This is a genomic window from Vibrio sp. 10N.286.48.B8, from assembly GCF_003050085.1.
In the GTDB taxonomy this organism is placed as follows: Bacteria; Pseudomonadota; Gammaproteobacteria; order Enterobacterales; family Vibrionaceae; genus Vibrio; species Vibrio crassostreae.
Window position 1 is genome coordinate 56232 of record NZ_PIGD01000007.1, and the last position, 23825, is coordinate 80056.

A 23825-nucleotide genomic window follows, 5' to 3' on the forward strand; every position below is an offset into this window, starting at 1 on the left:
CTTTTTAGATCGTTATGTCGATTAAGTGATTTAGCCTTGCGGCTTAACTACCAATACATTGATTGGTGAGTTCTGTACCACTTTGCTTGCAACAGAACCAAGAACCACTTTGTCGATTTTCGAACGCTTATGGCTAGGCATCACAATAAGGTCGGCGCCAAGCTTTTCTGCGTAATCAAGAATCGTCGTGTAAGTTTTACCTTCAGCTACGTGAACCTTATACACCACTTCATCGTCGATGTGTTTGTCGGCAAACTCTTTCAGCTGATTTTTAACATCAAGCTTCATTTGGTTCGCCGCATCTTTCGGGAAGTAAGACGCCACCATCGACATGTGAATGCCCGGTAGTACGTTCAGAATGTGGATTTCAGCATTGCTGTGTTTCGCGTGCCATACCGCTAGCTCGACTGCTTTATCAGAAAAGCCTTTGTCGTTAAGATCAACGGGAACAAGGATTTGTCTATACATGTATTCGTCTCTTTTTGAGCAGCGCTTAGCACATACCAAACGCTGTAATTATCTTTTCCATGTAGTAAAAAAGCCAAATAGAGTAGAGCGCTACTTGGCTCTATCCATTACGCGCTAATCTCATCCTTACGAGCACGCCTTCTTTGGTTCATCGCTAAACCAATCAAAATCAGTAGGGCAGGTAAGAATACCCACTCTTTCATTGGTCGATCTGCATCTTGGATAACGGATTTAATTTCCCAATCAAAGTCAATGCCAGCGGCTTCTGCAGGGCTACCAAACTCAACCATATCAACAATCATCTTGTTGTCAGCTTGTGTCAGCATTAGGCCCATTGAAGCAATGCGGTCTTCACTTGTTGTCGCAGAATCTTCAAACGGAAGGCGAACTGTTTTCTCAGAATAGTTACCTTCTAAGTTTTCGCCACCTACTCTCAATTCAAGTGATTGTCCCACAGATAGATTTTCTGTGATTTGAGCGATCTCAACTCCTGGCGAAAGAACTTTCTCTGGGTAGATCATGTCCCACCAGAAACCTGGGCGGAAGAAAGAGAAAGTCAGAACGATAAGCAGTATGGTTTCCCACCACTTGTTCTTAGTGAACCACCAACCTTGAGTTGCTGCTGCAAAGATAAGTACCGCAGTAACCGAAGAGAAAATCGTTAGCGCTAAGTGCCACCAAGAATCAATGCCCATCAACAGTAGTTGGGTATTGAATATGAACATGAATGGTAAGATTGCGGTCCGGATATCGTAGGTAAAACCTTGAATACCTGTACGAATCGGGTCTGATTTCGCAATAGCTGCTGCGGCAAATGCTGCCAGACCTACCGGAGGTGTGTCATCCGCAAGAATACCGAAGTAGAACACGAATAAGTGCACCGCAATCAGTGGGATGATAAGACCGTGCGCAGCGCCCAGAGTAACAATTACCGGAGCCATTAGCGTTGATACAACGATGTAGTTTGCTGTGGTTGGTAAGCCCATGCCTAGGATCAAGCTGATTACCGCGGTGAATAGCAACATAAGAATGATGCTACCGCCTGAGATGAACTCAACGAAATCAGTCATTACAAGGCCGATACCCGTTAGAGTCACCACACCAACAACCGTACCTGCAGCAGCTGTCGCTACACCGATACCAATCATGTTACGTGCGCCTGAAACCAAGCTCTCTGCTAGATCAACGAAACCAGCTTTAGTTTGCTCTGCAAGATCGTCTGATTTGTTCATCAGAGTCATCAAAGGACGCTGAGTGATTAAAATGAAGATCATGAATACGGTTGCCCAGAATGCAGATAGACCTGGCGAGAAACGTTCAACGGTTAGACACCAAACTAGCACTACGATAGGCAGTAGGAAGTGCAAACCAGATTTAATTGTTGGACCTGGATCTGGAACTTCTTTCAGGTCCGCATCGATTTCCATGCCGCCTTCAGCTGCGTATTTTGCTGATACGCGAATTAGAGCAACATAAGCGATCAATAGCGCCACAGTTACGATCGGTGTTGCAGCATCGCCAAATACATCTTTCGTCCAACCCACACCGTAGTAAACCGCGGCACTAATAACACATAGACCTAATATGGTGCCAGTGAAAGAGAGTAGGCTTTGTACGATAGTTGGTGTGTGACGACGAGGTAAGCCGGTCATGCCAGCTTTACATGCTTCTAGGTGAACGATGTAAATCAGAGCTATGTAAGAGATCAGAGCTGGCAGTAGCGCCGCCTTGATAACTTCCACATACGAGATGCCCACATACTCAACCATTAAGAATGCCGCAGCACCCATGATAGGTGGCGTTAGTTGGCCATTGGTTGAAGCCGCAACTTCTACCGCACCTGCTTTTGTGCCCGGGAAACCAACACGCTTCATTAGCGGGATAGTAAAGGTACCTGTGGTTACCACGTTTGCAATAGATGAACCTGATACCAGACCAGATAACCCAGAGGCTACAACGGCTGCTTTTGCTGGGCCGCCTTTCATGTGACCAAGCAGAGAGAATGCAACCTTGATGAAGTAGGCACCAGCACCAGCACGTTCTAGCATTGCACCAAACAGTACAAACAAGAATACGAATGACGTTGATACGCCAAGAGCAACACCGAATACACCTTCCGTTGTTAGCCACAGGTGCGACATTGCCTTGTTCAGGCTTGCACCTTTATGGGCGATAACGTCTGGCATGTGTGGACCGCCAAAGGTGTAAAGTAGGAATACTGCCGCCACAACCATAAGAGGTGGACCTAAAGCGCGTCGTGTTGCTTCAAGCAGTAAAACCATGCCGAATACAGCAGCAACAATATCGAATGTTGTTGGTGCGCCCGAACGACCGGCAAGTTCAGTGTAGAAAATATAGATATAAGAAGCTGAAAAACTACCTACTAGCGCCAATATCCAGTCGACTGCAGGAATGCGATCCCGAGGCGAGTTCTTCATAGCTGGATAAGCGGTAAAGGCTAGGAAAATAGCAAACGTAAGGTGAATTGCTCGAGCTTCAGTGTCGTTTAAAATTGCGAAGTTAAAAATGAACGGCAGCGGAGATGCATACCAAAGTTGGAACAGTGACCAACATAGAGGCACAAACCATAAAATACGGCCTTGGATACCACGAGGGCTACGCGCACCAGTATCTGATTGTGCCACCATTTCTTGCACATCTGGAGACGGTGATGTTGTCTGCGTCATGTACTTTATCCTTATTATTGATGGTCTGCCTTTTCTTACGAACAACCAAACGTTATTTATTTCCTATCTAGTGTAGTGAATGGATAGGGAAATGCGTTCTTTGTTCGTCTTTGTCTTAGGCTTGATACGAAGGTAAGTCCTCCAAATTGGAGAAACTTAAAGGGTTGCTCTTTTCACTTAAGTTATTTTTATAAAACGTGAAAAGCCAATAAGGAGGGCTAGCCTCCTTATTGGTGTAGTAGGCTTAAAGTAGAATTACTTTAGAAGGCCCACTTCTTTGTAGTATTTTGCTGCGCCTGGGTGAAGAGGGATAGAGATACCCGCTTTAACCATGTCTTCTTTTTTCAGGTTAGCAAATGCTGGATGTAGGCGTTTGAAAGTGTCAAAGTTTTCAAATACTGCCTTAGCAACGTTGTATGCAACTTCTTCAGAAACGTCTGAAGTTGTTACCATTGTTGCTGCAACACCGAAGCTGTTTACGTCAGCGTCAGTACCACGGTACATGCCAGCAGGAACTGTGCTGTAAGCGTAGTATGGGTTTTCAGCTACGATCTTGTCGATCTGTGGACCCGTTGCTGAAACCAGTTTTGCATCACAAGACGTTGTTGCTTCTTTGATTGATCCGTTCGGGTGACCAACCATGTAGATAAATGCATCAATCTTGTTATCACAAAGTGCTTGTGAACGCTCAGAACCTTTAAGTTCAGAAGCAAGCTTGAAGCTGTCGTTCGTCCAACCCATTGCGTCCATTACAACACCCATCGTTGCACGGTCACCAGAGCCTGGATTACCAATGTTTACGCGCTTACCAGCTAGGTCAGAAACATTGTTAATGCCAGCATCGGTACGAGCGATGATGTTGAACGGTTCTGTATGTAGAGAGAACATAGCGCGAAGTTTCTTGTATTCGCCCTGATCTTTGAACTTACTTGTACCGTTGTAGCCGTGGTATTGCCAGTCCGATTGAACAACACCAAAATCTAGTTCACCAGCACGGATGGTGTTAACGTTGTAGATTGAACCACCAGTAGACTCTACAGAACAACGAATGTTGTGGTCTTTGCGGCCCTTGTTCACTAGTTTACAAATTGCACCACCAGTCGGGTAGTAAACACCCGTCACTGAACCAGTACCAATTGTGATGAACTCTTGAGCGTTAACAGCGCCAGCGCCCATTACAGCAGCTGCAATAGCACCAACTTTAATAAGTTTGGTAAATGCCATGAATTTCCCTTCCTTTATTCATTATTAACCCTGAAACAAGTGTAGTCGTTTCTGGAGTTTCCTATTTGGAAACGGCACCTTTTTCAATCCATGTGATGAAAAAGTGGCTGAATAATATCAAAAATTGGCAGAAAATTACTCGAATGTTAAAAGATATAGCTAAAAAATCTAACAAATGATGTCTAGATCTCGTGTTTAATTTGCTACTGAGTTTTTTAAAATCAATGATTTAGTGTAATTTCGGGAAGGGTGTATGGATATTCTAGGATGTGATTTGGATCACGAAGCGAATAGATGTTCGTGATCCATTAGTAAGGCTGATAGTTATGAAACAGTGAGCAATTATCCTGCGTATTCAAACAGTTCGCACACAGAATCAAACAGTTGCTTAGTGGTAACCGATAACGTTGGAGTAATAAAGATAGTGTCATCACCCGCGACTACACCCAGTATGCCTTCCGACTTACCTAGTGAGTCTAATAAGCGAGCGATAAGCTGAGCTGCACCAGGGCCAGTGTGTATCACAACTAATGCATTGTTGTGGTCAATATCTAGTACTAATTCTCGTAAAGAGCTAGAAACTGTCGGAACACCCAGTTCAGCAGGAAGACAGTAAACCATCTCCATTTTTGCGTTACGAGTTCGAACGGCACCAAACTTGGTTAACATACGCGAGACTTTAGACTGGTTGATGCTTTCAAAACCTTCGTGTTTTAGTGCATCTACAATTTCGCCTTGTGAGCCAAAACGTTCTTCTTTTAGTAAGGCTTTAAATGCACGAACTAAGTTGTCTTGCTTTTCTGTATTGCGCATATGTCATTCTTATTCATTAACAAAGATGTTTGCATATTCTCGCATACATATTCAATTTTAGCCAAAACATCCCTGTAATTTGTTAGTCATATCACTGTAAATATTTAATAGAATAATGTGTTATTTGCGACGACTTATTTTGTTATTTCAGTCGATTATCGCCATAATGCGAACTTGCTGTGTAGCACGGTTTTATTGACTTGCGCGAAGTCGCAAAGCTAGCGTTAATTGATTGTAATCACTTTGTGATTAATATAGTTTTTTAACTTAGATTTAGCTCAAGAATTACCCTACAAAGAATCTATAAGAGAAAGCTCTCAAGGAGAATAACAATGAAAGTAGCTGTTATTGGTGCCGCTGGTGGCATCGGTCAAGCCCTAGCCCTACTACTTAAGAACCGCCTACCTGCTGGTTCAGATCTTGCACTTTACGACATCGCTCCGGTAACACCGGGTGTTGCTGCCGATCTTAGTCATATCCCAACGCCTGTTTCGATCAAAGGTTACGCGGGTGAAGATCCAACACCAGCACTAGAAGGTGCGGATGTTGTACTTATTTCAGCGGGTGTTGCTCGTAAGCCTGGTATGGATCGTGCGGATCTTTTCAATGTGAACGCTGGCATTGTTAAGTCTCTTGCAGAGAAAATCGCAGTTACTTGTCCTACTGCTTGTGTTGGTATCATCACTAACCCAGTAAACACAACAGTGCCAATCGCGGCTGAAGTACTCAAGAAAGCAGGTGTTTACGACAAGCGTCGCCTATTCGGTATTACTACTCTTGATGTGATTCGTTCTGAAACGTTCGTTGCTGAACTAAAAGACAAAGATCCAGGCGACATTCGTGTTCCTGTTATCGGCGGTCACTCAGGCGTAACGATCCTTCCTCTGCTTTCTCAAGTTGAAGGCGTAGAGTTCACTGATGAAGAAATTGCAGCGCTAACGACTCGCATCCAAAATGCAGGTACTGAAGTAGTAGAAGCTAAAGCTGGCGGCGGCAGTGCGACACTGTCTATGGGTCAAGCGGCTTGTCGTTTCGGTCTTGCTCTAGTGAAAGCGCTTCAAGGTGAAGAGAACGTGATTGAATGTGCATACGTTGAAGGTGAAGGCGAACACGCACCATTCTTCGCTCAGCCAGTTAAGCTAGGTAAAGAGGGCGCAGAAGCGATCCTTAGCTACGGTGAACTGAGCGACTTCGAGCGTAACGCTTTAGACAGCATGCTTGAAACACTAAATGGCGATATTGAGATTGGTGTTGAGTTCGCTAAGTAAGCGATACAGCATTTAACTCAATTTAAAATTGCTAATAAATGCCGGTCATTATGATCGGCTTTTTTGATCCTTGGATTTGCCTCGTTCGTAAATAGTGTTTTAGAGATGAAAGTGGGGCAGCAGTTATGAGTCGTATTCAAAAAGGAATGAACGTCCATTTCCATTTAGGTAGATTGGGAAAGATCCTCGTTATAGATGAGCAAGAGCAATTTGCGCTGGTTGAGTCATACAATAGCCACGAGCAGTACGCAGTGCCGCTGGAAGAGATAGAAGAAGTCGAAGCTCAACTTCCGTTGTCGTTAGAGTCGAGTCGTTATTGACAGTGGATTTGAAAAGATTTTCGTGAGGATCAAAAAAAGAGCCCTGAGGCTCTTTTTTATTATCTATGTAATGTCGCTATATAGAAGACAGTCTACAAAGTTACTTGCTGCGTTTAACAGCCAAGTGTGCAAGTGTGGTTAGTGCTTGCTTATATTCAGAGTCAGGCAGTACAGAAAGCTCAGCAATCGCTTTGTCGGCTTCTTCATAGGCTTTATTAGTCGTGTACTCTAATGAGCCTGTGTCTTTCATCACCGCCATAATGTCGTCGAGACGTTCCATGCCGTTCGCTTTCTCAATTGCTTCACGAATCATGCTTGCTTGTTCAGGAGAACCATTGTGCATTGCATATAGTAAAGGCAGCGTTGGTTTACCTTCAGCAAGGTCGTCACCAACGTTCTTGCCCATCTCTTTACCATCAGCAGTGTAGTCCATCACATCGTCAATCAGTTGGAATGCGGTGCCTAGGTATTTACCGTAGTTTTGCATTGCCGTTTCGATTTCTGGTGATGATTCGCTAAGGATGGCACCGATTTGTGTTGCGGCTTCAAACAGGCGAGCGGTCTTAGAGTAGATCACTTGCATGTAGCTTTCTTCAGTGGTGTCTGGGTTGTTGCAGTTCATTAACTGTTGAACTTCACCCTCGGCAATCACGTTTACTGCTTCACTCATTAGTTCAAGGATCTTTAAGGATCCTAGCGTTGTCATCATTTGGAATGAGCGAGTATAAATAAAGTCACCCACCAAAACGCTAGCAGCATTACCAAAAGCTGCGTTGGCTGTCGCTTTACCGCGTCTCATGTCCGATTCGTCGACGACATCATCATGAAGTAGGGTTGCTGTGTGAATAAACTCGATAAAGGCTGCAGAGGTGATATGAGCTTCACCTTGGTAACCAAGTGCGCGAGCAGATAAAAGAGCAAGCAAAGGGCGTAGGCGTTTGCCACCACCGCTAACGATATAAAAACCAAGCTGGTTGATTAAACTTACGTCAGAATTAAGTTGGGCTTGAATTGTTTCATTCACTTTTGCCATATCATTGGCAGTAAGCGTTTGGATAGCTTTAAAATCCATTGTTCATCCGGCTGAAGTTAGACCCTGTAAGGCTTATACGTTGTATTTAATTGTTGAATAATACACTAAAAAACGTTGATTAATACATCGCTAAAGGGCATGATTGCCGCACTTTTCTTTGGCGAACAGGTTTTCGCCAATTTTTTAAAAATATGGCTTGTCATAGCGCCATGATTCCCGTAGAATCTGCGCCCTATTGATTAGTTTAGCGCACACCCGAGTTGTACAATTAACAACCATAGGCTGTGCGGAAAAAGCGGAGTAAAATATGTACGCTGTTTTCCAATCTGGTGGCAAACAACACCGAGTAAGCGAAGGTCAAACACTTCGTTTAGAGAAATTAGACGTTGAAACTGGTGCAACTGTAGAATTTGATAAAGTTCTTCTTGTTGCTAACGGCGAAGAAATCGCTGTTGGTGCACCTCTTGTTGAAGGTGGCAAGGTTACTGCAGAAGTAGTACAACACGGTCGTGGCGATAAAGTAAAAATCGTTAAGTTCCGTCGTCGTAAGCACTCGCGTAAGCAAGCTGGTCACCGTCAGTGGTTCACTGAAGTGAAAATCACTGGCATTAACGCTTAAGTATTAGGAGAGTTTAACAATGGCACATAAAAAAGCTGGCGGTTCTACTAATAACGGCCGCGATTCAGAAAGCAAACGTCTTGGTGTTAAGCGTTTTGGTGGTGAATCTGTTCTTGCAGGTAACATCATCGTTCGTCAACGTGGTACTAAATTCCACGCTGGCACAAACGTTGGCATCGGTAAAGACCACACTCTTTTCGCTCTTACTGAAGGTAAAGTGAAATTTGCTGTTAAAGGTCCTAAAAACCGTAAGTTTGTAAGCATCGAAGCTGAGTAATTTAATCTTTAATTAGATTATCTTATTAGCTTTCAAGCTGAATTCAAAAGCCCTGCCGATTCGGCAGGGTTTTTTATTTATAGCGAGAATAAAAAAGCAGACGCTCTTGCCTTAGCTTTAATAAGCTTAGCAAAGAACCTCTCCTTCTTTGTTCCTTGGTTGCAGGTCGGCCTAGATCTTAGGTGATCGATCTAAACACGGATCTGCTAGAATTTATATCACTCCTTGATGAGTGGTAACGCAACGTAAGTGCGGAGTTAAAAAATGAAATTCGTTGATGAAGCGGTAGTAAAAATAGAAGCCGGTGATGGCGGTAATGGTACAGTTAGCTTTTGGCGCGAAAAATTCGTCGCTAAAGGTGGCCCTGATGGCGGCGACGGCGGTGATGGTGGTGATGTTTACATCCAAGCGGATGAGAACTTAAACACACTGATCGATTATCGTTTCCAACGTTTTTACAACGCAGAGCGTGGTGAGAACGGTCGCGGTGGTAACTGTACTGGTAAACGTGGTAAAGACATTACACTGAAAGTGCCTGTAGGTACTCGTGCAGTTGATATCCACACCAACGAAATCGTTGCTGAAGTTGCTGAACACGGCAAGAAAGTGATGGTTGGTAAAGGTGGTTGGCACGGTCTTGGTAACACGCGTTTTAAATCGTCTGTTAACCGCGCTCCTCGTCAAAAGACAATGGGTACTAAAGGCGAAGTTCGCGAACTGCGTTTAGAGCTTCTTCTATTAGCTGACGTTGGTATGCTTGGCTTACCAAACGCAGGTAAATCTACTTTTATTCGTTCAGTATCTGCTGCGAAACCAAAAGTGGCTGATTACCCGTTCACTACCTTGATCCCAAGCTTGGGTGTAGTGAGTGTTGTTCCTGAAAAGAGCTTCGTTGTTGCCGATATCCCTGGTCTAATCGAAGGTGCAGCTGATGGCGCAGGCCTTGGTATTCGTTTCCTTAAGCACCTTGAGCGCTGTCGTGTTCTTCTGCATATGATCGATATTATGCCGATCGATCAATCTGATCCTATTCAGAATGCACTGACGATCATTGATGAGCTTGAGCAATACAGTGAAAAAGTTTCACAAAAACCTCGTTGGTTAGTGTTCAACAAAGTTGACCTAATGCCAGAAGACGAAGCAGACGAAAAGATTCAAGAAATCATCGATGCTTTGGGCTGGGAAGGCGAGTACTTCAAGATCTCTGCAGTGAATAAAATCGGCACCAAAGATCTTTGCTTCAAACTAGGTGAGTTTATGGAAAACCTACCTCGTGAAGTTGTAGAAGTTGAAGAAGAAGAGAAAGTAGACTTTATGTGGGATGACTACCATAAAGATGCAATGAGCGGTAAGAATGTCGTTACTGAAGATGACGACGATTGGGATGATTGGGATGACGAAGAAGATGACGGTCATGTTATCTATGTTCGTGACTAATCCCTCTTAACTTCTCATAAATCATCGGTCGCTTTTTCCAAGTACACTGATAGTTTTATTAAACCGCAATGAAAATTGCGGTTTTTTTGTATCTAAATCATTATGTACTGTCGAATTTTAATGCAGACTTTATTTCTAGATAATTAATACCAATCGTAGTAAATAACTGGTCACCCTAGCTTGTTAAAACGCTCGATAACTGCGTTAGAGATTTTGATTGTAGAATAACTACTTATCGAAAATCTCTGCCTTGTTCTCAAGCTTTTTTCCTGCGCTATTTCTGAACACTTACTTACTTACTTACTTACTGTGATTGGTATAACGCCTATGGGAAGGAAATCATGGCATCAAAGCAAAGAGCGATCTCAAGACTTGTCGCTCAATCGGGACAAATGTTACTGGCTCACGGGGCTGAGAGCACACTGGTCGGCGATATCATGCGCCGTATCGGCATTGCTTGTGGGGTTAATGAGGTTGAAGTCGCACTGTCAGCCAATGCGCTTGTTGTTACAACTGTGATGGATGATCACTGTATTACCACCACTCGAAGTTGTGCGGATCGTGGCATTAACATGCAGGTTATCACTGACATTCAACGCATTTGCATCATGATGGAGAAAGGAATTCTTGATTATGATTTGGCGTATAAAAAGATTCAAAACATCAGCCCCGAGCGCTACAACCGTTGGCTAGTGGTTGTGATGATAGGATTATCATGTGCCTCTTTTAGCCGTCTTGCGGGCGGAGATTGGCAGGTATTCATGATGACTTTTATTGCTTCAGCCTGTGGCATGATCGTCAGACAAGAAATTGGCCATCGTCATTTCAATCCTTTATTAAATTTTGCGATCACCGCATTCGTTACCACTACCATCTCTGCTCAAGCCGTACTTTACAATATTGGCGGACAGCCCACGATCGTGATGGCTTCATCGGTATTGATGTTAGTACCCGGCTTCCCTCTGATTAACTCTGTCGCTGATATGCTTAAAGGCCATATTAATATGGGGTTAGCGCGCTTTACCATGGCCAGCTTATTAACTTTGGCGACGAGCTTGGGTATTGTGGCAGCGATGAGTTTATCTGATGTTTGGGGATGGGCGAGCTAATGAGTATTTTCGAACTGTTTTTAGGTTTGCTCAATGATATGTTTTTCGCCGCGATTCCTGCGGTTGGATTCGCATTGGTGTTTAACGTCCCGCAACGCGCTTTAATTTATTGTGCACTTGGCGGCTCTATCGGCCATGGTAGCCGTTATCTGATGATGCACTTTGGTATTCCAATCGAATGGGCAACGTTCTTTGCCGCGACGGTGGTTGGCATGATAGGGGTTCATTGGTCACATAAACTGTTAGCGCATCCTAAGGTATTTACGGTTGCAGCCTTGATTCCTATGGTCCCAGGCGTGTTTGCCTTCAAGGCAATGATTGCTATGGTAGAGATTAACAGGGCAGGCTATACGCCTGAGTTACTGGCAATGTTGATGGAGAACTTTTTGAAATCAATGTTTATTATCGCTGGACTGGCGGTTGGCTTAGCTGTACCAGGGCTGTTATTCTACCGACGCAGACCTATCGTCTAGCATCAAATCTCTTTCAGTTAAGGACAGGACTTTCGATTTATGATCATCAGTATGATTGCAGCAATGGCCAATAACCGTGTAATAGGTAAAGACAACCAGATGCCTTGGCACTTGCCTGCGGATTTTGCATGGTTTAAACGCTCGACTATGGGTAAGCCTGTAGTCATGGGGCGTAAAACCTATGATTCGATCGGGCGTCCTTTACCTGGTCGATTAAACGTTGTGATTAGCCGTGATGCGAGCTTGGAAATTGAAGGGGTGACGACTGTTACTTCGATTGATAAAGCACTAGAGCTGGTCAACGATGTCGATGAAGTGATGATTATCGGTGGTGGTTCAATCTATGAAACTTGCCTACCTAAAGCAGACAAGTTGTATCTGACTTATATCGATTTTGATGTCGATGGTGATACGCAATTTCCAGACTGGGGAGAAGGTTGGAAGCAGAGCTTTAACGAGAGCTATCAAGCTGACGAGAAAAACAAACACAACATGGAGTTTGTGATTCTCGAGCGTTAACTCCTAATTTAAAAACACTTGCGCTGCTGCACGAGTAGCGCAAGTGTTTCGTATATCTATAACGCTTTTTGAGTAAAAAACTGTTTGTCTTCCCAGCGAAGTGCGGTTAAGTCTCCTCCCCAAACGCAGCCAGTATCAAGTCCAATCACGTCTTTTCCGTTATAGCCTTCAAGTGCAGCCCAGTGTCCAAAAACAACGGTTTTATCGAGCTTTATGCGTTGTGGAAGGTCAAACCACGGTACTAATGGTTCATCGGTAATTTCATTGGGTGGTAGCTTACATGCCATGTCGAGTCGACCGTCTTCAAAACAGAAGCGCATTCTTGTAAGGCTATTGATTGCATAGCGATAGCGCTCAATATCATGTAAATCCTGATGCCATAAATCAGGCGTGTTGCTGTACATGTTTTCGATAAGCCATTGCCATCTTTCCGACTTCAGCAAGGATACAACCTCTTGATTTTCGATACGTGCTGTTTCTATGCTCCATTGCGGCGAGATACCCGCATGGCACATCACGAACTCCGGGTGTTCCTGAAGCAAAGGTTGTTGCCTTAACCATTCGAGTAGTAGTTCACGATCTTCAGCATCAAGAATCGTTTGAGTCTTATCTTTTGGTTTCGCTGGAAATAGCCCTAAGGACACCGCCAGAAGGTGCAAGTCGTGGTTGCCTAATACAACCTTAGCTGCGTCACCAAGGCTACGAATAAAGCGTAGAGTTTCCAATGATTTTGGGCCTCGAGCGACTAGGTCTCCAGCTACCCATAAGGTATCTTGGTGTTTATCAAAGTTAATAGCTTCAAGCAGTAATTGAAGTTCGTCGAAGCACCCTTGGATGTCTCCGACAATATAATTCGACACAATAATTTCCTGTAGATACGGATGTACGGCTAATTAAGAATATTAGGGATTGCGAGTCTGAATGGGTCAACTTCGGTAATAAAATCAATGCCCTTGTTATCGGTCATCACATAGTGACCTTGCATAACGCCAACAGGGGTTTCGATGACAGTGCCACTTGTGTAGGTGTATTCGTCGTTGGCTTCAATCACGGGTTGTTGCCCAACCACACCATCACCCTCAATGGTGAGTTGCTTGCCGTTAGAGTCGGTAATTAACCAGCGGCGAGACATAAGCTGCACTGTTGTTTTACTTAGGTTTTTGATGGTAATAATGTAGGCGAAGACATAACGATTCTTCGTTGGCTCAGATTGTTCTTCTATATACTTAGAGTGAACCTGGCATTTGATACAAGGCGTAGATATATCCATATTCGCACCTTTTGTTGTTGATATACTTAATGTAATTAAAGTATTACATAAAAAAGGCTCCTAACCGAAGTGTAGGAGCCTTTTTTATTTATTTGTCAGCGTTGTGACTGTCGTACAACCAGTTTGCCATGTCGACAAACTGCTCGAGCGTTAAGTTCTCAGGACGCATGCTTGGGTTGATACCAAGCTCTTCCAGTACTTCCTTATCGATCAAGCTCTTGTAGCAGTTACGAACCGTTTTACGACGCTGGTTAAAGCCTTCACGACATACGCGATCAAGCCATTTCAGATCTTTTGCCGGGTAAGGCAGCACTTCGTATGGCTGTAGGCGAACAACTGCAGAGTCTACTTTCGGTGGCGGAACGAAGGCCGTTGGTGGCACTTCTAGCACAGGTGTCACTTTACAGTAGTACTGAGCCATCACAGTAAGACGGCCGTAAGCTTTGCTGCCTGGGCCAGCGGCTAGACGGTTAACCACTTCTTTTTGAAGCATAAAGTGCATGTCTTGCACGTCTTTATGGAATTCAAAAAGGTGGAACATCAATGGTGTAGAGATGTTGTATGGCAAGTTACCAAAAATACGTAGCTTGTTGTTTGGTTTAACCAGTTCTTGGAAGTCGAACTTCATCGCATCGCCTTCACGGATCGTTAGCTTATCAGCCAGATCCGGATGGTTACGCAGACGTTCTGCAAGGTCTCTATCCAATTCGATAACAGTAAATTTATCGACAAGCTTACCCACAGGCTCAGTAATAGCGCCTAGACCAGGACCGATCTCTACCAAGTTTTGACCAGGTAATGGGTTAATGCTCGATACGATGCCATCAATAATGTATGGATCGTTAAGGAAGTTTTGACCAAAACGTTTACGCGCTTTGTGCCCTAAGTGGACATCATTTCTCATTGCTTTTTCTCTACTAATTCAATGGCGTGCGTGAGCGCTGTTCTAAAGCTCCCTGTATCGGCTTGGCCTTTCCCTGCCAAGTCTAAGGCGGTACCGTGGTCGACTGATGTGCGAATAAACGGTAAGCCAAGCGTGATGTTCACTGAGCGACCAAACCCTTTGTATTTCAATACCGGGAGTACTTGGTCGTGATACATACCTAAAACAGCATCTGCATCTTGCAAATATTTTTCATTAAAGATGGTATCTGCTGGCAATGGGCCAACTAAATTGATGCCATCTATTTGGCGAATTTTTTCTAGCGTCGGGGTGATGGTTTCAATTTCTTCACGCCCTAAGCAACCATCTTCACCAGCATGTGGATTCAAGCCACACACGTAGATAGTTGGTTTCTCAATAGCAAATTTTTCAACCAAATCTTTATTCAGAATAGTAATAATTTGCTCTAATCTGTCTTCGGTCACTGCTTGAGATACATAAGCTAGTGGGATGTGAGTTGTTACTAGTGCAACACGCAGCCCTTCAGTTGCCAACATCATCACCACCAGTGGCGTATTGGACTTCTCTGCAAAGAACTCGGTATGGCCGCTAAAAGCAACGCCAGCTCGGTTAATTACACCCTTGTGAACAGGGCCGGTGACAATAGCATCAAATTCATCATTCATACAGCCAATTGCTGCGGTTTCTAAAGTATTTAATACGTAATGACCGTTAGCTTCGTTGAGTTGGCCTGCAACCGCCGTTTCAGCTAGTGGAACGTGTTTCACTACCAGTGTACCAGCGCGTTGAGGTGTCTTAGCTGCACTTGCGTCATAATCCAGCAGATCGACTTCGATGCCAAGAATTTTAGCTCGCTCGGCTAGCAGTGTTTTATCAGCACAAACCACGAGTTGATGAGGCCAGCTTTCTTGAGATAGAGCCAGAGTTAAATCTGGACCTATCCCTGCGGGTTCACCTGCGGTTATGACAATACGTTTAGTTGTTGTCATCTTGGTCGTCCTCAACCATTTCAACAAAGGCGCTTGCTCTTACTTCTTGTAGCCAAGCACCAGCTTCTTCGTTGAACTTACGGTTAAATAGAATTTGGTAAGCCTTGTTTTTCAAAGCTGAATCGGTACGGTCGACTTCGCGACGGTCTAGTACTTCAACAATGTGCCAACCGTGCACGGTTTTGAATGGCGCACTGATCTTACCTTCAGGTAGTGTTTCTACTTGGTGTTTGAATTCTGGTACGTACAAGTCAGGTGTTTGGTAGCCTAGCTCGCCGTCTTGAACTGCTGAGCCTGGGTCCTGGCTGTATTGCTGAGCAAGGTCACCGAAGCTCGCTTCACCAGCGTTAACACGACGTGTGATTTCTTCAAGTTGTTCCTTGGCGCCATCATCACTTAGGATCACTGTAGGCTTAATCAAAATATGACGTGCATTCACCTCAGTTACCGCAACAGTTTCTAAGCCTTTCACATCTTCAATTTTCAGAATATGGAAACCAACGCCGCTTCGGAAAGGACCGATGATGCTGCCTTTGTTCTGCATTTTGATTTGATCAGCAAAGATGGTTGGCATCTCTTCTTTGCGCATCCAACCCCAATCACCCCCTTGCAGTGCTTTAGGGCCCTTAGAGTAAGTATATGCCATAGTGCTGAAATCTTTGCCTGAGTTAAGTTCTTCAACTAGCTCAGTAGCTTGAGCTTCTAACTCTTCTTTGGTTTGGTCGTCATTAAAGCGCAGTTGAATGTGGCCAATTTTGTATTGAACGGTCGCGTTAGTCTCTTGCGCTAAGATATCCGCTAGGTTATCGACTTCCGCTGGAAGAATATTGATACGACGACGAACTAAGGCATTGCGCGCTTCACTTGCTGCAATCTCTTTTCTTACTTGCTCACGAAATGCATTGTAGCTAAGGCCTTCTTCCGCAACCGATGCGGTAAGCTGTTCCACCGTTTGGTTATTGTCTTTCGCGATACCTTCAATAGCTTGATCAAGTCGAGCATCATCAATACGGACACCAATGCGTTCCGCTTCTTGAGTTTGAATCGTATCGATGATCAGTTTTTCTAGCACTTGCTCATTGAGCACGTCTTGTGATGGCAGTGTTTGGCCGCTTTTTTTAGCATTTGCGCGCAGCGTTTTCATCGAAGCATCGATGTCGCTTTGTAAGATAACGCCTTCGTTAACGATAACTTTTACGCTATCGAGCTCGACCGGTGCGGCATAACTTGTTGATAAAGTACAAGTCGCTGCGATAGCAATTAATGTGCGTTTCCACAATGTCATGTGTAATCCTTTAAATTTACTGATGTTTTATCAATAAAGAAAATTAGTTATTTAAGAAGAATGGGCGACCGTAGCTCAGCGAGTTGTCGGAGCTACTATCCCCAACGGCGCCAGAGTCAGAACCAATGTTGGTACCAAAGCCTACAATACCGAAGTTAACGCTGAAGTTATTTTCATATTCAGGCGTAGTATTTGGATTACTAATGTTATTTGTCAAACGGTTACTATAGGTAAAGCCGATGTACCAGCAATCCGATTTATAATTGAGTCGAGCTAACCACTCTAGATCTTCTTGTGTTGTTAAGTCATAGAAATATTGAGCGCTTGTGCTCCATTTCGGTGAAATTTGGTACGCACCGAGTAAGCCGGCTTGAGAGATGCCATCTCTTGTTATTGATGATACGTCAAAATCTACAGTTTCATTTATGTATTCTTCTGTAACATAGCGATAGTTGGTTTGTATGTAACCACCAGCAAAGCGGTATTCAAGTGTACTATTCGCTAATTGCATCGAAGATGAGTCAATATCGTATTGCACGCCACCATGGTAGAACAGGTAGTCATCATAGTTGAAGTCCATTTCTATAGCCCAAGACGAATAATTAGTTTTGTTATCAGAGTCGTCGTTGTCTAAAGTCTGTTTTGTATCTTTATCGATATAAAAAATCTGACCAAAAGAAATATTCAAACGCTCTTTATACTCATCATCGAAGAAACGAGATGATGCACCATAACTAATTTGATTCGCAGATGCGATACGATCAACACCGCTATATTTACGGCTTCTAAATAGACCATAGTAATCGGTCTGTAGTAGTGTCGTATCGTAAAGACCAATGTCACTTTGATCTTCTTCTGGTACGTAAAGATACTGAACTTGAGGTTCGAGTGTTTGAGTGTAATTGCCCACAATTTTTGTATCACGTTCAAGAACGATACCTGCGTGGCTTCTAAACTCTGGAATAACTCGACTTACTGATTCTTCCAAGCCTTCATAATCAGAGCCTGCGCCGGTATCAACGCCATCAAGGTCTTGTTGATAGTAAGTACCAAGTAGTCGAGCTTCTGTTGTCCAAGTACCCCAAGTATTGCCTACAGGAATGGTAATGCCAGGTTCCACGTGAATACGGTTCGCAGATGGTTTACCTGCAGCGTCGGTATCAAATATTGAGACATGACTGATCATGTCGAAATCTAAATACTCCATCACTTCAGGAGCATAGTAATTGTACTCTAGCTGTGGCATTAGGCGGTAAGGTAGGTTATTGCTTGTAGTCAGAACTTGGAAATCTCGAACAAGTACCGATGCATCCCAGTTTTGGGAACGGTATGTCGCTCGGCCTTCCTGAAGTAGTTGGCCATCTTCACGGTTACCAATACCAGAACTTAGATCGGTAAAGTAATCAATATCACTGACTTTTGAATAGTCGACTTCAAACAACCACGATTGCTGGAATATCCCTGAATGTTGGAGTTGAGCACCCCAACGGTCACCTTTTTCTGAGTATTTTTTGTCATCCGGCAAATATTCAGACTCGATACTACCTGAGCCAAAATCGCTCAAGTAACGGAATTTACTGTTAAGTTGTGTACCACGCTCCTGCATGTACTTAAAAGTGGTTTCCAAGTCGTAGTTTGGTGCCAAGTTCCAATAAACTGGGATTTCAGCTTCAAAACCGTCGCTTGAACCGTATGAAACGGTTGGATACAAGAAACCGGTTTTACGAGTATCACCAATAGGAACCGTTAAGTACGGTAGGTAAAATACCGGAACACTTTGGATTTCAAAGCGTGGGTTATAAAAAGTGGCTTGTTCTTCGTCTTGGTCGACATCGATACTCGATGCTCTTAGACGCCAAGCATTGTCACCAATCGGGCAAGAGGTAATCGAGCCATCTTCAATCTCATAAACCGCTTTACCTGTTTTTGCGATATAAACAGCATCTCCGCGACCTGGTTCGCAGAGAAATTCGTAATCGGTATTTTCTAACGTCATCTCATCGGTAGTCAGATTGTTAGTCGCTCTATCTGACACCGATTTAATTTGACCATCACTAAAGTTTACGTTGCCTTCAGCTACAACGATATTTTCTTGTTGGTGAAGCGTTACATTATCAGCAAGGATGGTCTTATTTCCTTGCGTAACTCTTACATCTCCTGAATATATTGCCTTTTCACCATTGATAGCTTCTAAGCGATCTGACTCAACGTGAGCGGGTAGCTGTGTCTCGTTTTCTGCAGCGGGTTCGATCAAGCATTGATCTATAGAGGGCATTTCCTGCACACTACTATCGGTGATTGTTTCAGCTTGAGTTGTCGACACGTATAACGCCGTACTTATAGACGCGGCTAACAAGGTGCGGGAAAAAGATTGCATGAAGTTGAACTATCCTGTGTCACTAGATGAAGGGTTGATCTAGTATCAATCCAATTAATAAAGCATTTTCCTTATGATAAAGGAAATAATAGCATTCAGCATCATCAGACAGCATTACTCAGATAAAATTCATAGATAGAGAACACATAATGCAAATATTTGGCAAAATTTTGGGCGCGTTTTTTGGCTTTTTATTTGGAGGGCCGCTCGGTTTAGTTTTTGGTCTGTTTTTAGGACACCAATTCGATAAAGCTCGCCGATTGAACCAATCAGGCTTCAATAGTTCTGGTTTTGGTCGAGGTCCAAGCCAAGCAGAAAGACAGAACGAGTTTTTTAAATCCGCTTTTGCGGTTATGGGGCACGTTGCTAAAGCGAAAGGACAGGTAACGCCAGAAGAGATTCAACTCGCTTCCACCATGATGGAACGCATGAACCTGCATGGCGAACAACGCAAAGCGGCGCAAGATGCATTCCGTGACGGCAAAGAGAGCGACTTCCCTCTGAGCGAAGTACTTGAGCGAGTGAAAATCTCATCGGGTGGCCGTTTTGATTTACTACAGTTTTTTTTAGAGCTTCAGGTATCTGCCGCATTTGCGGATGGAAGTTTGCACCCGAGTGAGCGCCAAGTTCTGCATAAAATAGCGCAAGGCCTAGGGTTTTCGGCAGAGCAACTAGAGCGCCGCTTGCAGATGCAGGAAGCAGCGTTCCGTTTCCAACAGCAAGGTGGAAGCTTTGGTGGCCATCAAGGCCATGGGCAATCATCAGGTTGGCAACAGGCTTCACAACAGAACCAGCTAGGCGACGCATATAAGGTTCTTGGTGTGAGTGAAAGTGCTGACGGTAAAGAGGTGAAGAAAGCCTACCGCAAACTGATGAATGAGCACCACCCAGATAAACTGATGGCGAAAGGTTTACCGCCAGAGATGATGAATGTTGCGAAAGAGAAATCGCAAGAAATTCAAAATGCTTATGACTTGATAAAAAAAGTTAAAGGTTTTAAGTAACAGAACATAAGCCGAGCCATGACATTAAATGACTCGGTTTTTATTAAAGGGAATTATATGACGGTAACGTATCAGGATGTTCTAGAGTTTTGGTTCGATGAATTGACGCCAAAAGACTGGTTTACTGGCGGCGAAGAAATTGATGCTTTGATTGAGGCTCGCTTTTCTGACTTACACCGATCAGCAGCTCAAGGTGAGCTATTTGAATGGCGACAAAACGCACAAGGACGATTGGCAGAGATTATCGTGCTTGATCAGTTTTCTCGCAATATTGGTAGAAACAGTCCGGCAGCTTTTTCGGTTGATCCGATGGCGTTGGCTCTAGCACAAGAGGCGGTAGCGGGTGGTTTTGATCACCAACTTAACGAGCAACAAAAAAGCTTCCTGTATATGCCTTATATGCATAGTGAGTCTTTGTTAGTCCATGAACAAGCCGTGGAGCTCTTTTCTCAAACGGGATTAGAACATAATTTGGATTTTGAGTTTAAGCACAAGGTTATCATTGAGCGTTTTGGTCGTTACCCTCATCGTAATGAAGTGCTAGGGCGAACTTCAACGTCTGAAGAAGTGGAATTCTTGCAGCAACCGGGATCAAGTTTTTAATTGTAGAGATACGGTCAATATTTGAGAAGAGGCTAGTGGTTGATAAAACCCTAGCCTCTTTTTTGTTTTGCTTTAGTTATGAAGTTTAGCGTTATAGCTAGTTAGCTTGGTTGAGCGACCAATCGTACTCATAGTTGATTTTGTTAGTACTCGGTACTGACTTAACTCGATATTGGTCTAGGTGTTGAATAAGCTGCTTTTGGTCACCAAAATCCACAGCAAACCACTCATAAATCGATGATAGCTGGAGCTTATTACCTTTAACCAACACACCTTTATCACTATTAACAAATTCAGACGCTGCTTGTTCCAGTAGAGTTTCGGTGTTGTCAGAAGTAAAGGCTTGAGGTTGGAGGTTAGGGCAACCTAAACTCGCACAATTTACCGCGTAGTGTGTGCGGGGATCTTGCCAAATAGGTCTTAAAATCCGATGCTCAATATCATTGAGTGTCAGTGATTTTCCATTGACGATGACGACATCATCTCCCCATGGGCCAAAGCTAAATAGGCTTCCGAGCTTAGTGATAGATTTAACTGGGTAGGCATCTAGAATCAAATCGACAGTCACGGCGTTGTATAGATTAACCCAATAGGCATACTGCTCCGCTTTTGAATAGTCGAGCGGATTAACCTGTTCTAGTCTCTTGATGTATTGCTTGAGTTTGGTCTTATCGGCAGTGTTCACCGCTTGGTAGCGAACTAGGGTATTTTGACCTTGTTGAACTAAGTAGTTGTCGAGGAATCGCTGCCAATCTTGATGAGATACCTGTTCTAGATTGGTTTCGTCGCTTTGATTCCAGTATGGCCAAAGATCGGATTTAGGTGCAGACCAAGCTAAGGTTGAGAAAAGTAGGCTGATAATAACGAGTAGTTGTTTCATGGCATTCTCCTGATGACTGACTACTAAGACCTTATGCTTTGCGATTTTCTTTCATGGCTCTTCAGTTAAATTACAGACTTAAGTCTAATAAATATATTCAGTTAAATAAAAAAGGTTGGCACTAGGCCAACCTTTTATGTGTACACAAAACAGTGCGATTCTATTTCAATACTTCTTATTTTAAGAAGCTAGGAATCTTAGCTTCAAACTCTGAAATCTTATCGGCGTGTTGAAGTGTTAGGCCGATGTTATCTAGGCCATTCAGTAAGCAGTGACGACGGAACTCATCAATTTCAAACGAGTACTCTTTACCGTCCGCGCTAACTTTCATTGCTTCTAGGTCAACTGTGATTTCTGCACCTTCATTCGCTTCAACGAATTGGAATAGCTCATCCACTTCTTGCTCAGTCAATCGAACTGGCACCATTTGGTTGTTGATCGAGTTACCGTAGAAAATGTCGGCAAAGCTTGGTGCGATCATTACTTGGATACCGTAATCGGCAAGTGCCCAAGGTGCGTGTTCACGAGATGAACCACAACCAAAGTTTTCACGAGCTAGAAGAATTGAAGCGCCTTGGTAGCGTTCTTCATTCATTACAAATTCAGGGTTTGGTTGCTGGCCTGCGTCATCTAAGAAGCGCCAATCGTGGAACAAGTGCTTACCAAAACCGATGCGGTTTACTTTCTGTAGAAACTGCTTTGGAATGATCGCATCAGTATCGATGTTGGCCGTATCTAGAGGAACGACTAATCCGGTGTGTTGTTGAAAACCTGACATGTTAAATCCTCTAATTAAAGTTCACGAATATCGACAAAGTGACCAGCGATCGCTGCTGCTGCTGCCATTGCTGGGCTAACTAGGTGCGTACGACCATCACGGCCTTGGCGACCTTCAAAGTTACGGTTGGATGTAGAAGCACAGCGCTCTTGTGGACCAAGACGGTCGTTGTTCATTGCAAGACACATAGAACAGCCTGGTAAGCGCCATTCAAAGCCTGCTTCGATGAAGATCTTATCTAGGCCTTCAGCTTCCGCTTGTGCTTTAACTTGTTCTGAACCCGGAACGATAAGCGCTTGAACGTGTTTCGCTACTTGACGGCCTTTCGCTACCGCTGCTGCTGCACGCATGTCTTCGATACGAGAGTTAGTACAAGAGCCAACGAATACTTTATCGACATTGTAATCCGATAGAGATTTACCTGCTTCAAGGCCCATGTAAGCTAATGCTTTTTCAGCCGATGCTTTTTCTACAGGGTCAGCGAAGCTTTCAGGTGCTGGGATTGGTGTGTCTACCGAGATAACCTGACCTGGGTTTGTTCCCCAAGTGACTTGTGGTTTGATGTCTGCCGCTTCTAGCGTGACAACGGCATCGAATTTAGCGTCAGCATCGGTTTTCAATGTGTCCCAGTATTCAATTGCCGCTTCTAGGTCTTCGCCTTGTGGAGAGAACTTGCGACCTTTGATGTATTCGTATGTTGTTGCATCTGGAGCAATTAGACCCGCTTTAGCACCCAACTCGATTGCCATGTTACATACCGTCATACGACCTTCCATCGTAAGGTCTGTAATTGCCTCACCACAGAATTCAACCACGTAGCCAGTACCGCCAGCCGCTGTTGTTTTACCGATGATCGCTAGCACGATGTCTTTTGCAGTGATACCCGGATCAACCTTACCTTTTACTTCGATCTTCATGGTTTTAGCGCGAGCTTGTTTTAGCGTTTGCGTTGCTAGAACGTGCTCCACTTCAGAAGTACCGATACCGAATGCTAAAGAACCGAATGCACCGTGTGTTGCTGTGTGTGAGTCACCACATACGATGGTCATGCCCGGCAGAGTAATACCTAGCTCTGGGCCCATTACGTGCACAATACCTTGGTATTTGTGGTTTAGATCGTAAAGCGTGACACCAAATTCTTCACAGTTTTTCGATAGCGTTTCCATTTGGATACGAGCCATCTCACCAGAAGCGTTGATGTCTTTCGTTTGTGTCGATACGTTGTGATCCATGGTCGCAAAAGTTTTGCCTACTTGGCGAACTTTACGGCCTTTTTCACGCAGGCCATCAAAGGCTTGTGGCGAGGTTACTTCATGGACTAAGTGGCGATCGATATAAAGAATTGGTGTTTCGCCCTTCGCTGCAACCGCAACGTGAGCGTCATAAACTTTTTCGTATAAGGTTTTTGCTTGCTGGTTTGTCGACATAGCTTTTCTTCCTTGGGAGCATCAGTCCCAGTGTTTGTTTCGAGCCAAGTCATGCGGTTTA

Annotated in this window: 24 protein-coding genes; 10 read left to right on the forward strand and 14 right to left on the reverse strand. The window is 44.0% G+C overall.

The window, feature by feature from the left end; genetic code table 11:
- Positions 1 to 30 precede the first annotated feature (30 nt).
- The 4 genes from CWO08_RS10400 to argR all read right to left on the reverse strand — a co-directional run bounded on the left by CWO08_RS10400 (position 31) and on the right by argR (position 5192).
- Positions 31 to 468 (reverse strand): universal stress protein, encoded by a 438-nt coding sequence (locus CWO08_RS10400; protein ID WP_010434405.1) that lies wholly within the window; start codon positions 466 to 468, stop codon positions 31 to 33.
- Between the two features lie 107 nt (positions 469 to 575).
- Positions 576 to 3155 carry a TRAP transporter permease gene (locus CWO08_RS10405; protein ID WP_108020406.1) on the reverse strand — a complete coding sequence of 860 codons (2580 nt, stop codon included), beginning with the start codon at positions 3153 to 3155 and terminating at the stop codon, positions 576 to 578.
- A 255-nt stretch (positions 3156 to 3410) separates the two neighbouring features.
- Positions 3411 to 4379 (reverse strand): TAXI family TRAP transporter solute-binding subunit, encoded by a 969-nt coding sequence (locus tag CWO08_RS10410; RefSeq protein WP_017061374.1) that lies wholly within the window; start codon positions 4377 to 4379, stop codon positions 3411 to 3413.
- Positions 4380 to 4721: 342 nt separating this feature from the next.
- On the reverse strand, positions 4722 to 5192 hold the full coding sequence (gene argR / locus CWO08_RS10415) for a transcriptional regulator ArgR (protein WP_004740827.1): 471 nt from the start codon (positions 5190 to 5192) through the stop codon (positions 4722 to 4724).
- 332 nt (positions 5193 to 5524) lie between these two features.
- On the opposite strand from argR, the gene mdh reads away from it, so the two are divergent.
- Complete coding sequence (mdh, locus tag CWO08_RS10420) at positions 5525 to 6460, forward strand: malate dehydrogenase (protein ID WP_009847834.1); 936 nt, start codon at positions 5525 to 5527, stop codon at positions 6458 to 6460.
- A 125-nt stretch (positions 6461 to 6585) separates the two neighbouring features.
- Positions 6586 to 6780, forward strand: a complete 195-nt coding sequence (locus CWO08_RS10425; protein ID WP_102432791.1) for a hypothetical protein — start codon at positions 6586 to 6588, stop codon at positions 6778 to 6780.
- A 100-nt stretch (positions 6781 to 6880) separates the two neighbouring features.
- Here the strand turns inward: CWO08_RS10425 and ispB are convergent, their stop codons facing one another.
- A complete protein-coding gene (gene ispB / locus CWO08_RS10430) occupies positions 6881 to 7852 on the reverse strand; it encodes an octaprenyl diphosphate synthase (RefSeq protein WP_048657974.1) in 972 nt (323 codons plus the stop codon).
- A gap of 268 nt (positions 7853 to 8120) precedes the next feature.
- On the opposite strand from ispB, the gene rplU reads away from it, so the two are divergent.
- From rplU to folA, 6 genes are all read left to right on the forward strand, one after another.
- On the forward strand, positions 8121 to 8432 hold the full coding sequence (rplU, locus tag CWO08_RS10435; RefSeq protein ID WP_004740823.1) for a 50S ribosomal protein L21: 312 nt from the start codon (positions 8121 to 8123) through the stop codon (positions 8430 to 8432).
- A gap of 19 nt (positions 8433 to 8451) precedes the next feature.
- Positions 8452 to 8709, forward strand: a complete 258-nt coding sequence (gene rpmA / locus CWO08_RS10440) for a 50S ribosomal protein L27 (RefSeq protein WP_004735905.1) — start codon at positions 8452 to 8454, stop codon at positions 8707 to 8709.
- A 264-nt stretch (positions 8710 to 8973) separates the two neighbouring features.
- Positions 8974 to 10146, forward strand: a complete 1173-nt coding sequence (gene cgtA / locus CWO08_RS10445) for an Obg family GTPase CgtA (RefSeq protein WP_017061377.1) — start codon at positions 8974 to 8976, stop codon at positions 10144 to 10146.
- A 341-nt stretch (positions 10147 to 10487) separates the two neighbouring features.
- Positions 10488 to 11255, forward strand: coding sequence for a threonine/serine exporter ThrE family protein (locus tag CWO08_RS10450; protein ID WP_048657975.1), 768 nt, complete (start codon positions 10488 to 10490; stop codon positions 11253 to 11255).
- Entirely contained in the window at positions 11255 to 11728 is a 474-nt protein-coding gene (locus tag CWO08_RS10455; protein ID WP_017062945.1) for a threonine/serine exporter family protein, read from the forward strand. Before CWO08_RS10450 ends, CWO08_RS10455 begins: the two co-directional genes overlap by 1 nt.
- A gap of 39 nt (positions 11729 to 11767) precedes the next feature.
- Positions 11768 to 12247, forward strand: coding sequence for a type 3 dihydrofolate reductase (gene folA / locus CWO08_RS10460; protein ID WP_065676151.1), 480 nt, complete (start codon positions 11768 to 11770; stop codon positions 12245 to 12247).
- 56 nt (positions 12248 to 12303) lie between these two features.
- Here the strand turns inward: folA and CWO08_RS10465 are convergent, their stop codons facing one another.
- From CWO08_RS10465 to lptD, 6 genes are all read right to left on the reverse strand, one after another.
- A complete protein-coding gene (locus CWO08_RS10465) occupies positions 12304 to 13107 on the reverse strand; it encodes a symmetrical bis(5'-nucleosyl)-tetraphosphatase (RefSeq protein WP_102478675.1) in 804 nt (267 codons plus the stop codon).
- A gap of 29 nt (positions 13108 to 13136) precedes the next feature.
- The gene (gene apaG, locus CWO08_RS10470; RefSeq protein WP_004735899.1) at positions 13137 to 13517 is read right to left on the reverse strand and encodes a Co2+/Mg2+ efflux protein ApaG; all 381 of its coding nucleotides are present in this window, start codon (positions 13515 to 13517) and stop codon (positions 13137 to 13139) included.
- A gap of 88 nt (positions 13518 to 13605) precedes the next feature.
- Entirely contained in the window at positions 13606 to 14421 is an 816-nt protein-coding gene (gene rsmA, locus CWO08_RS10475; protein ID WP_017062942.1) for a 16S rRNA (adenine(1518)-N(6)/adenine(1519)-N(6))-dimethyltransferase RsmA, read from the reverse strand.
- Positions 14418 to 15410, reverse strand: a complete 993-nt coding sequence (gene pdxA, locus CWO08_RS10480; RefSeq protein WP_108020407.1) for a 4-hydroxythreonine-4-phosphate dehydrogenase PdxA — start codon at positions 15408 to 15410, stop codon at positions 14418 to 14420. The genes rsmA and pdxA overlap by 4 nt, the downstream gene beginning before the upstream one ends.
- A complete protein-coding gene (surA, locus tag CWO08_RS10485) occupies positions 15397 to 16695 on the reverse strand; it encodes a peptidylprolyl isomerase SurA (protein WP_102530523.1) in 1299 nt (432 codons plus the stop codon). The genes pdxA and surA overlap by 14 nt, the downstream gene beginning before the upstream one ends.
- Positions 16696 to 16738: 43 nt before the next feature.
- Complete coding sequence (lptD, locus tag CWO08_RS10490) at positions 16739 to 19072, reverse strand: LPS assembly protein LptD (protein ID WP_108020408.1); 2334 nt, start codon at positions 19070 to 19072, stop codon at positions 16739 to 16741.
- 149 nt (positions 19073 to 19221) lie between these two features.
- Here lptD and djlA point away from each other — a divergent pair, with 149 nt between their 5' ends.
- Both djlA and CWO08_RS10500 read left to right on the forward strand, forming a co-directional pair.
- The gene (gene djlA, locus CWO08_RS10495; protein WP_019826912.1) at positions 19222 to 20076 is read left to right on the forward strand and encodes a co-chaperone DjlA; all 855 of its coding nucleotides are present in this window, start codon (positions 19222 to 19224) and stop codon (positions 20074 to 20076) included.
- Positions 20077 to 20133: 57 nt separating this feature from the next.
- On the forward strand, positions 20134 to 20679 hold the full coding sequence (locus tag CWO08_RS10500) for a DUF924 family protein (protein WP_019826910.1): 546 nt from the start codon (positions 20134 to 20136) through the stop codon (positions 20677 to 20679).
- A 97-nt stretch (positions 20680 to 20776) separates the two neighbouring features.
- On the opposite strand, the gene CWO08_RS10505 is transcribed toward CWO08_RS10500, so the two are convergent.
- The 3 genes from CWO08_RS10505 to leuC all read right to left on the reverse strand — a co-directional run bounded on the left by CWO08_RS10505 (position 20777) and on the right by leuC (position 23764).
- A complete protein-coding gene (locus CWO08_RS10505) occupies positions 20777 to 21559 on the reverse strand; it encodes a DUF547 domain-containing protein (RefSeq protein WP_108020409.1) in 783 nt (260 codons plus the stop codon).
- A gap of 175 nt (positions 21560 to 21734) precedes the next feature.
- A complete protein-coding gene (leuD, locus tag CWO08_RS10510; protein WP_048657985.1) occupies positions 21735 to 22337 on the reverse strand; it encodes a 3-isopropylmalate dehydratase small subunit in 603 nt (200 codons plus the stop codon).
- 14 nt (positions 22338 to 22351) lie between these two features.
- Complete coding sequence (leuC, locus tag CWO08_RS10515; protein WP_108020410.1) at positions 22352 to 23764, reverse strand: 3-isopropylmalate dehydratase large subunit; 1413 nt, start codon at positions 23762 to 23764, stop codon at positions 22352 to 22354.
- Between the last annotated feature and the right edge of the window lie 61 nt (positions 23765 to 23825).

Bases quoted from the DNA above. Each gene is read 5' to 3' on its own strand.
- ispB (WP_048657974.1), bottom strand. From the start codon at position 7,852: ATGGATTTTAAAGCTATCCAAACGCTTACTGCCAATGATATGGCAAAA.
- leuC (WP_108020410.1), bottom strand. From the start codon at position 23,764: ATGTCGACAAACCAGCAAGCAAAAACCTTATACGAAAAAGTTTATGAC.
- leuD (WP_048657985.1), bottom strand. From the start codon at position 22,337: ATGTCAGGTTTTCAACAACACACCGGATTAGTCGTTCCTCTAGATACG.
- CWO08_RS10505 (WP_108020409.1), bottom strand. From the start codon at position 21,559: ATGAAACAACTACTCGTTATTATCAGCCTACTTTTCTCAACCTTAGCT.
- rsmA (WP_017062942.1), bottom strand. From the start codon at position 14,421: ATGAGAAATGATGTCCACTTAGGGCACAAAGCGCGTAAACGTTTTGGT.
- CWO08_RS10500 (WP_019826910.1), top strand. From the start codon at position 20,134: ATGACGGTAACGTATCAGGATGTTCTAGAGTTTTGGTTCGATGAATTG.
- apaG (WP_004735899.1), bottom strand. From the start codon at position 13,517: ATGGATATATCTACGCCTTGTATCAAATGCCAGGTTCACTCTAAGTAT.
- CWO08_RS10410 (WP_017061374.1), bottom strand. From the start codon at position 4,379: ATGGCATTTACCAAACTTATTAAAGTTGGTGCTATTGCAGCTGCTGTA.
- cgtA (WP_017061377.1), top strand. From the start codon at position 8,974: ATGAAATTCGTTGATGAAGCGGTAGTAAAAATAGAAGCCGGTGATGGC.
- lptD (WP_108020408.1), bottom strand. From the start codon at position 19,072: ATGCAATCTTTTTCCCGCACCTTGTTAGCCGCGTCTATAAGTACGGCG.
- djlA (WP_019826912.1), top strand. From the start codon at position 19,222: ATGCAAATATTTGGCAAAATTTTGGGCGCGTTTTTTGGCTTTTTATTT.
- CWO08_RS10455 (WP_017062945.1), top strand. From the start codon at position 11,255: ATGAGTATTTTCGAACTGTTTTTAGGTTTGCTCAATGATATGTTTTTC.
- CWO08_RS10450 (WP_048657975.1), top strand. From the start codon at position 10,488: ATGGCATCAAAGCAAAGAGCGATCTCAAGACTTGTCGCTCAATCGGGA.
- CWO08_RS10425 (WP_102432791.1), top strand. From the start codon at position 6,586: ATGAGTCGTATTCAAAAAGGAATGAACGTCCATTTCCATTTAGGTAGA.
- mdh (WP_009847834.1), top strand. From the start codon at position 5,525: ATGAAAGTAGCTGTTATTGGTGCCGCTGGTGGCATCGGTCAAGCCCTA.
- surA (WP_102530523.1), bottom strand. From the start codon at position 16,695: ATGACATTGTGGAAACGCACATTAATTGCTATCGCAGCGACTTGTACT.
- rplU (WP_004740823.1), top strand. From the start codon at position 8,121: ATGTACGCTGTTTTCCAATCTGGTGGCAAACAACACCGAGTAAGCGAA.
- rpmA (WP_004735905.1), top strand. From the start codon at position 8,452: ATGGCACATAAAAAAGCTGGCGGTTCTACTAATAACGGCCGCGATTCA.
- CWO08_RS10400 (WP_010434405.1), bottom strand. From the start codon at position 468: ATGTATAGACAAATCCTTGTTCCCGTTGATCTTAACGACAAAGGCTTT.
- folA (WP_065676151.1), top strand. From the start codon at position 11,768: ATGATCATCAGTATGATTGCAGCAATGGCCAATAACCGTGTAATAGGT.
- CWO08_RS10405 (WP_108020406.1), bottom strand. From the start codon at position 3,155: ATGACGCAGACAACATCACCGTCTCCAGATGTGCAAGAAATGGTGGCA.
- pdxA (WP_108020407.1), bottom strand. From the start codon at position 15,410: ATGACAACAACTAAACGTATTGTCATAACCGCAGGTGAACCCGCAGGG.
- argR (WP_004740827.1), bottom strand. From the start codon at position 5,192: ATGCGCAATACAGAAAAGCAAGACAACTTAGTTCGTGCATTTAAAGCC.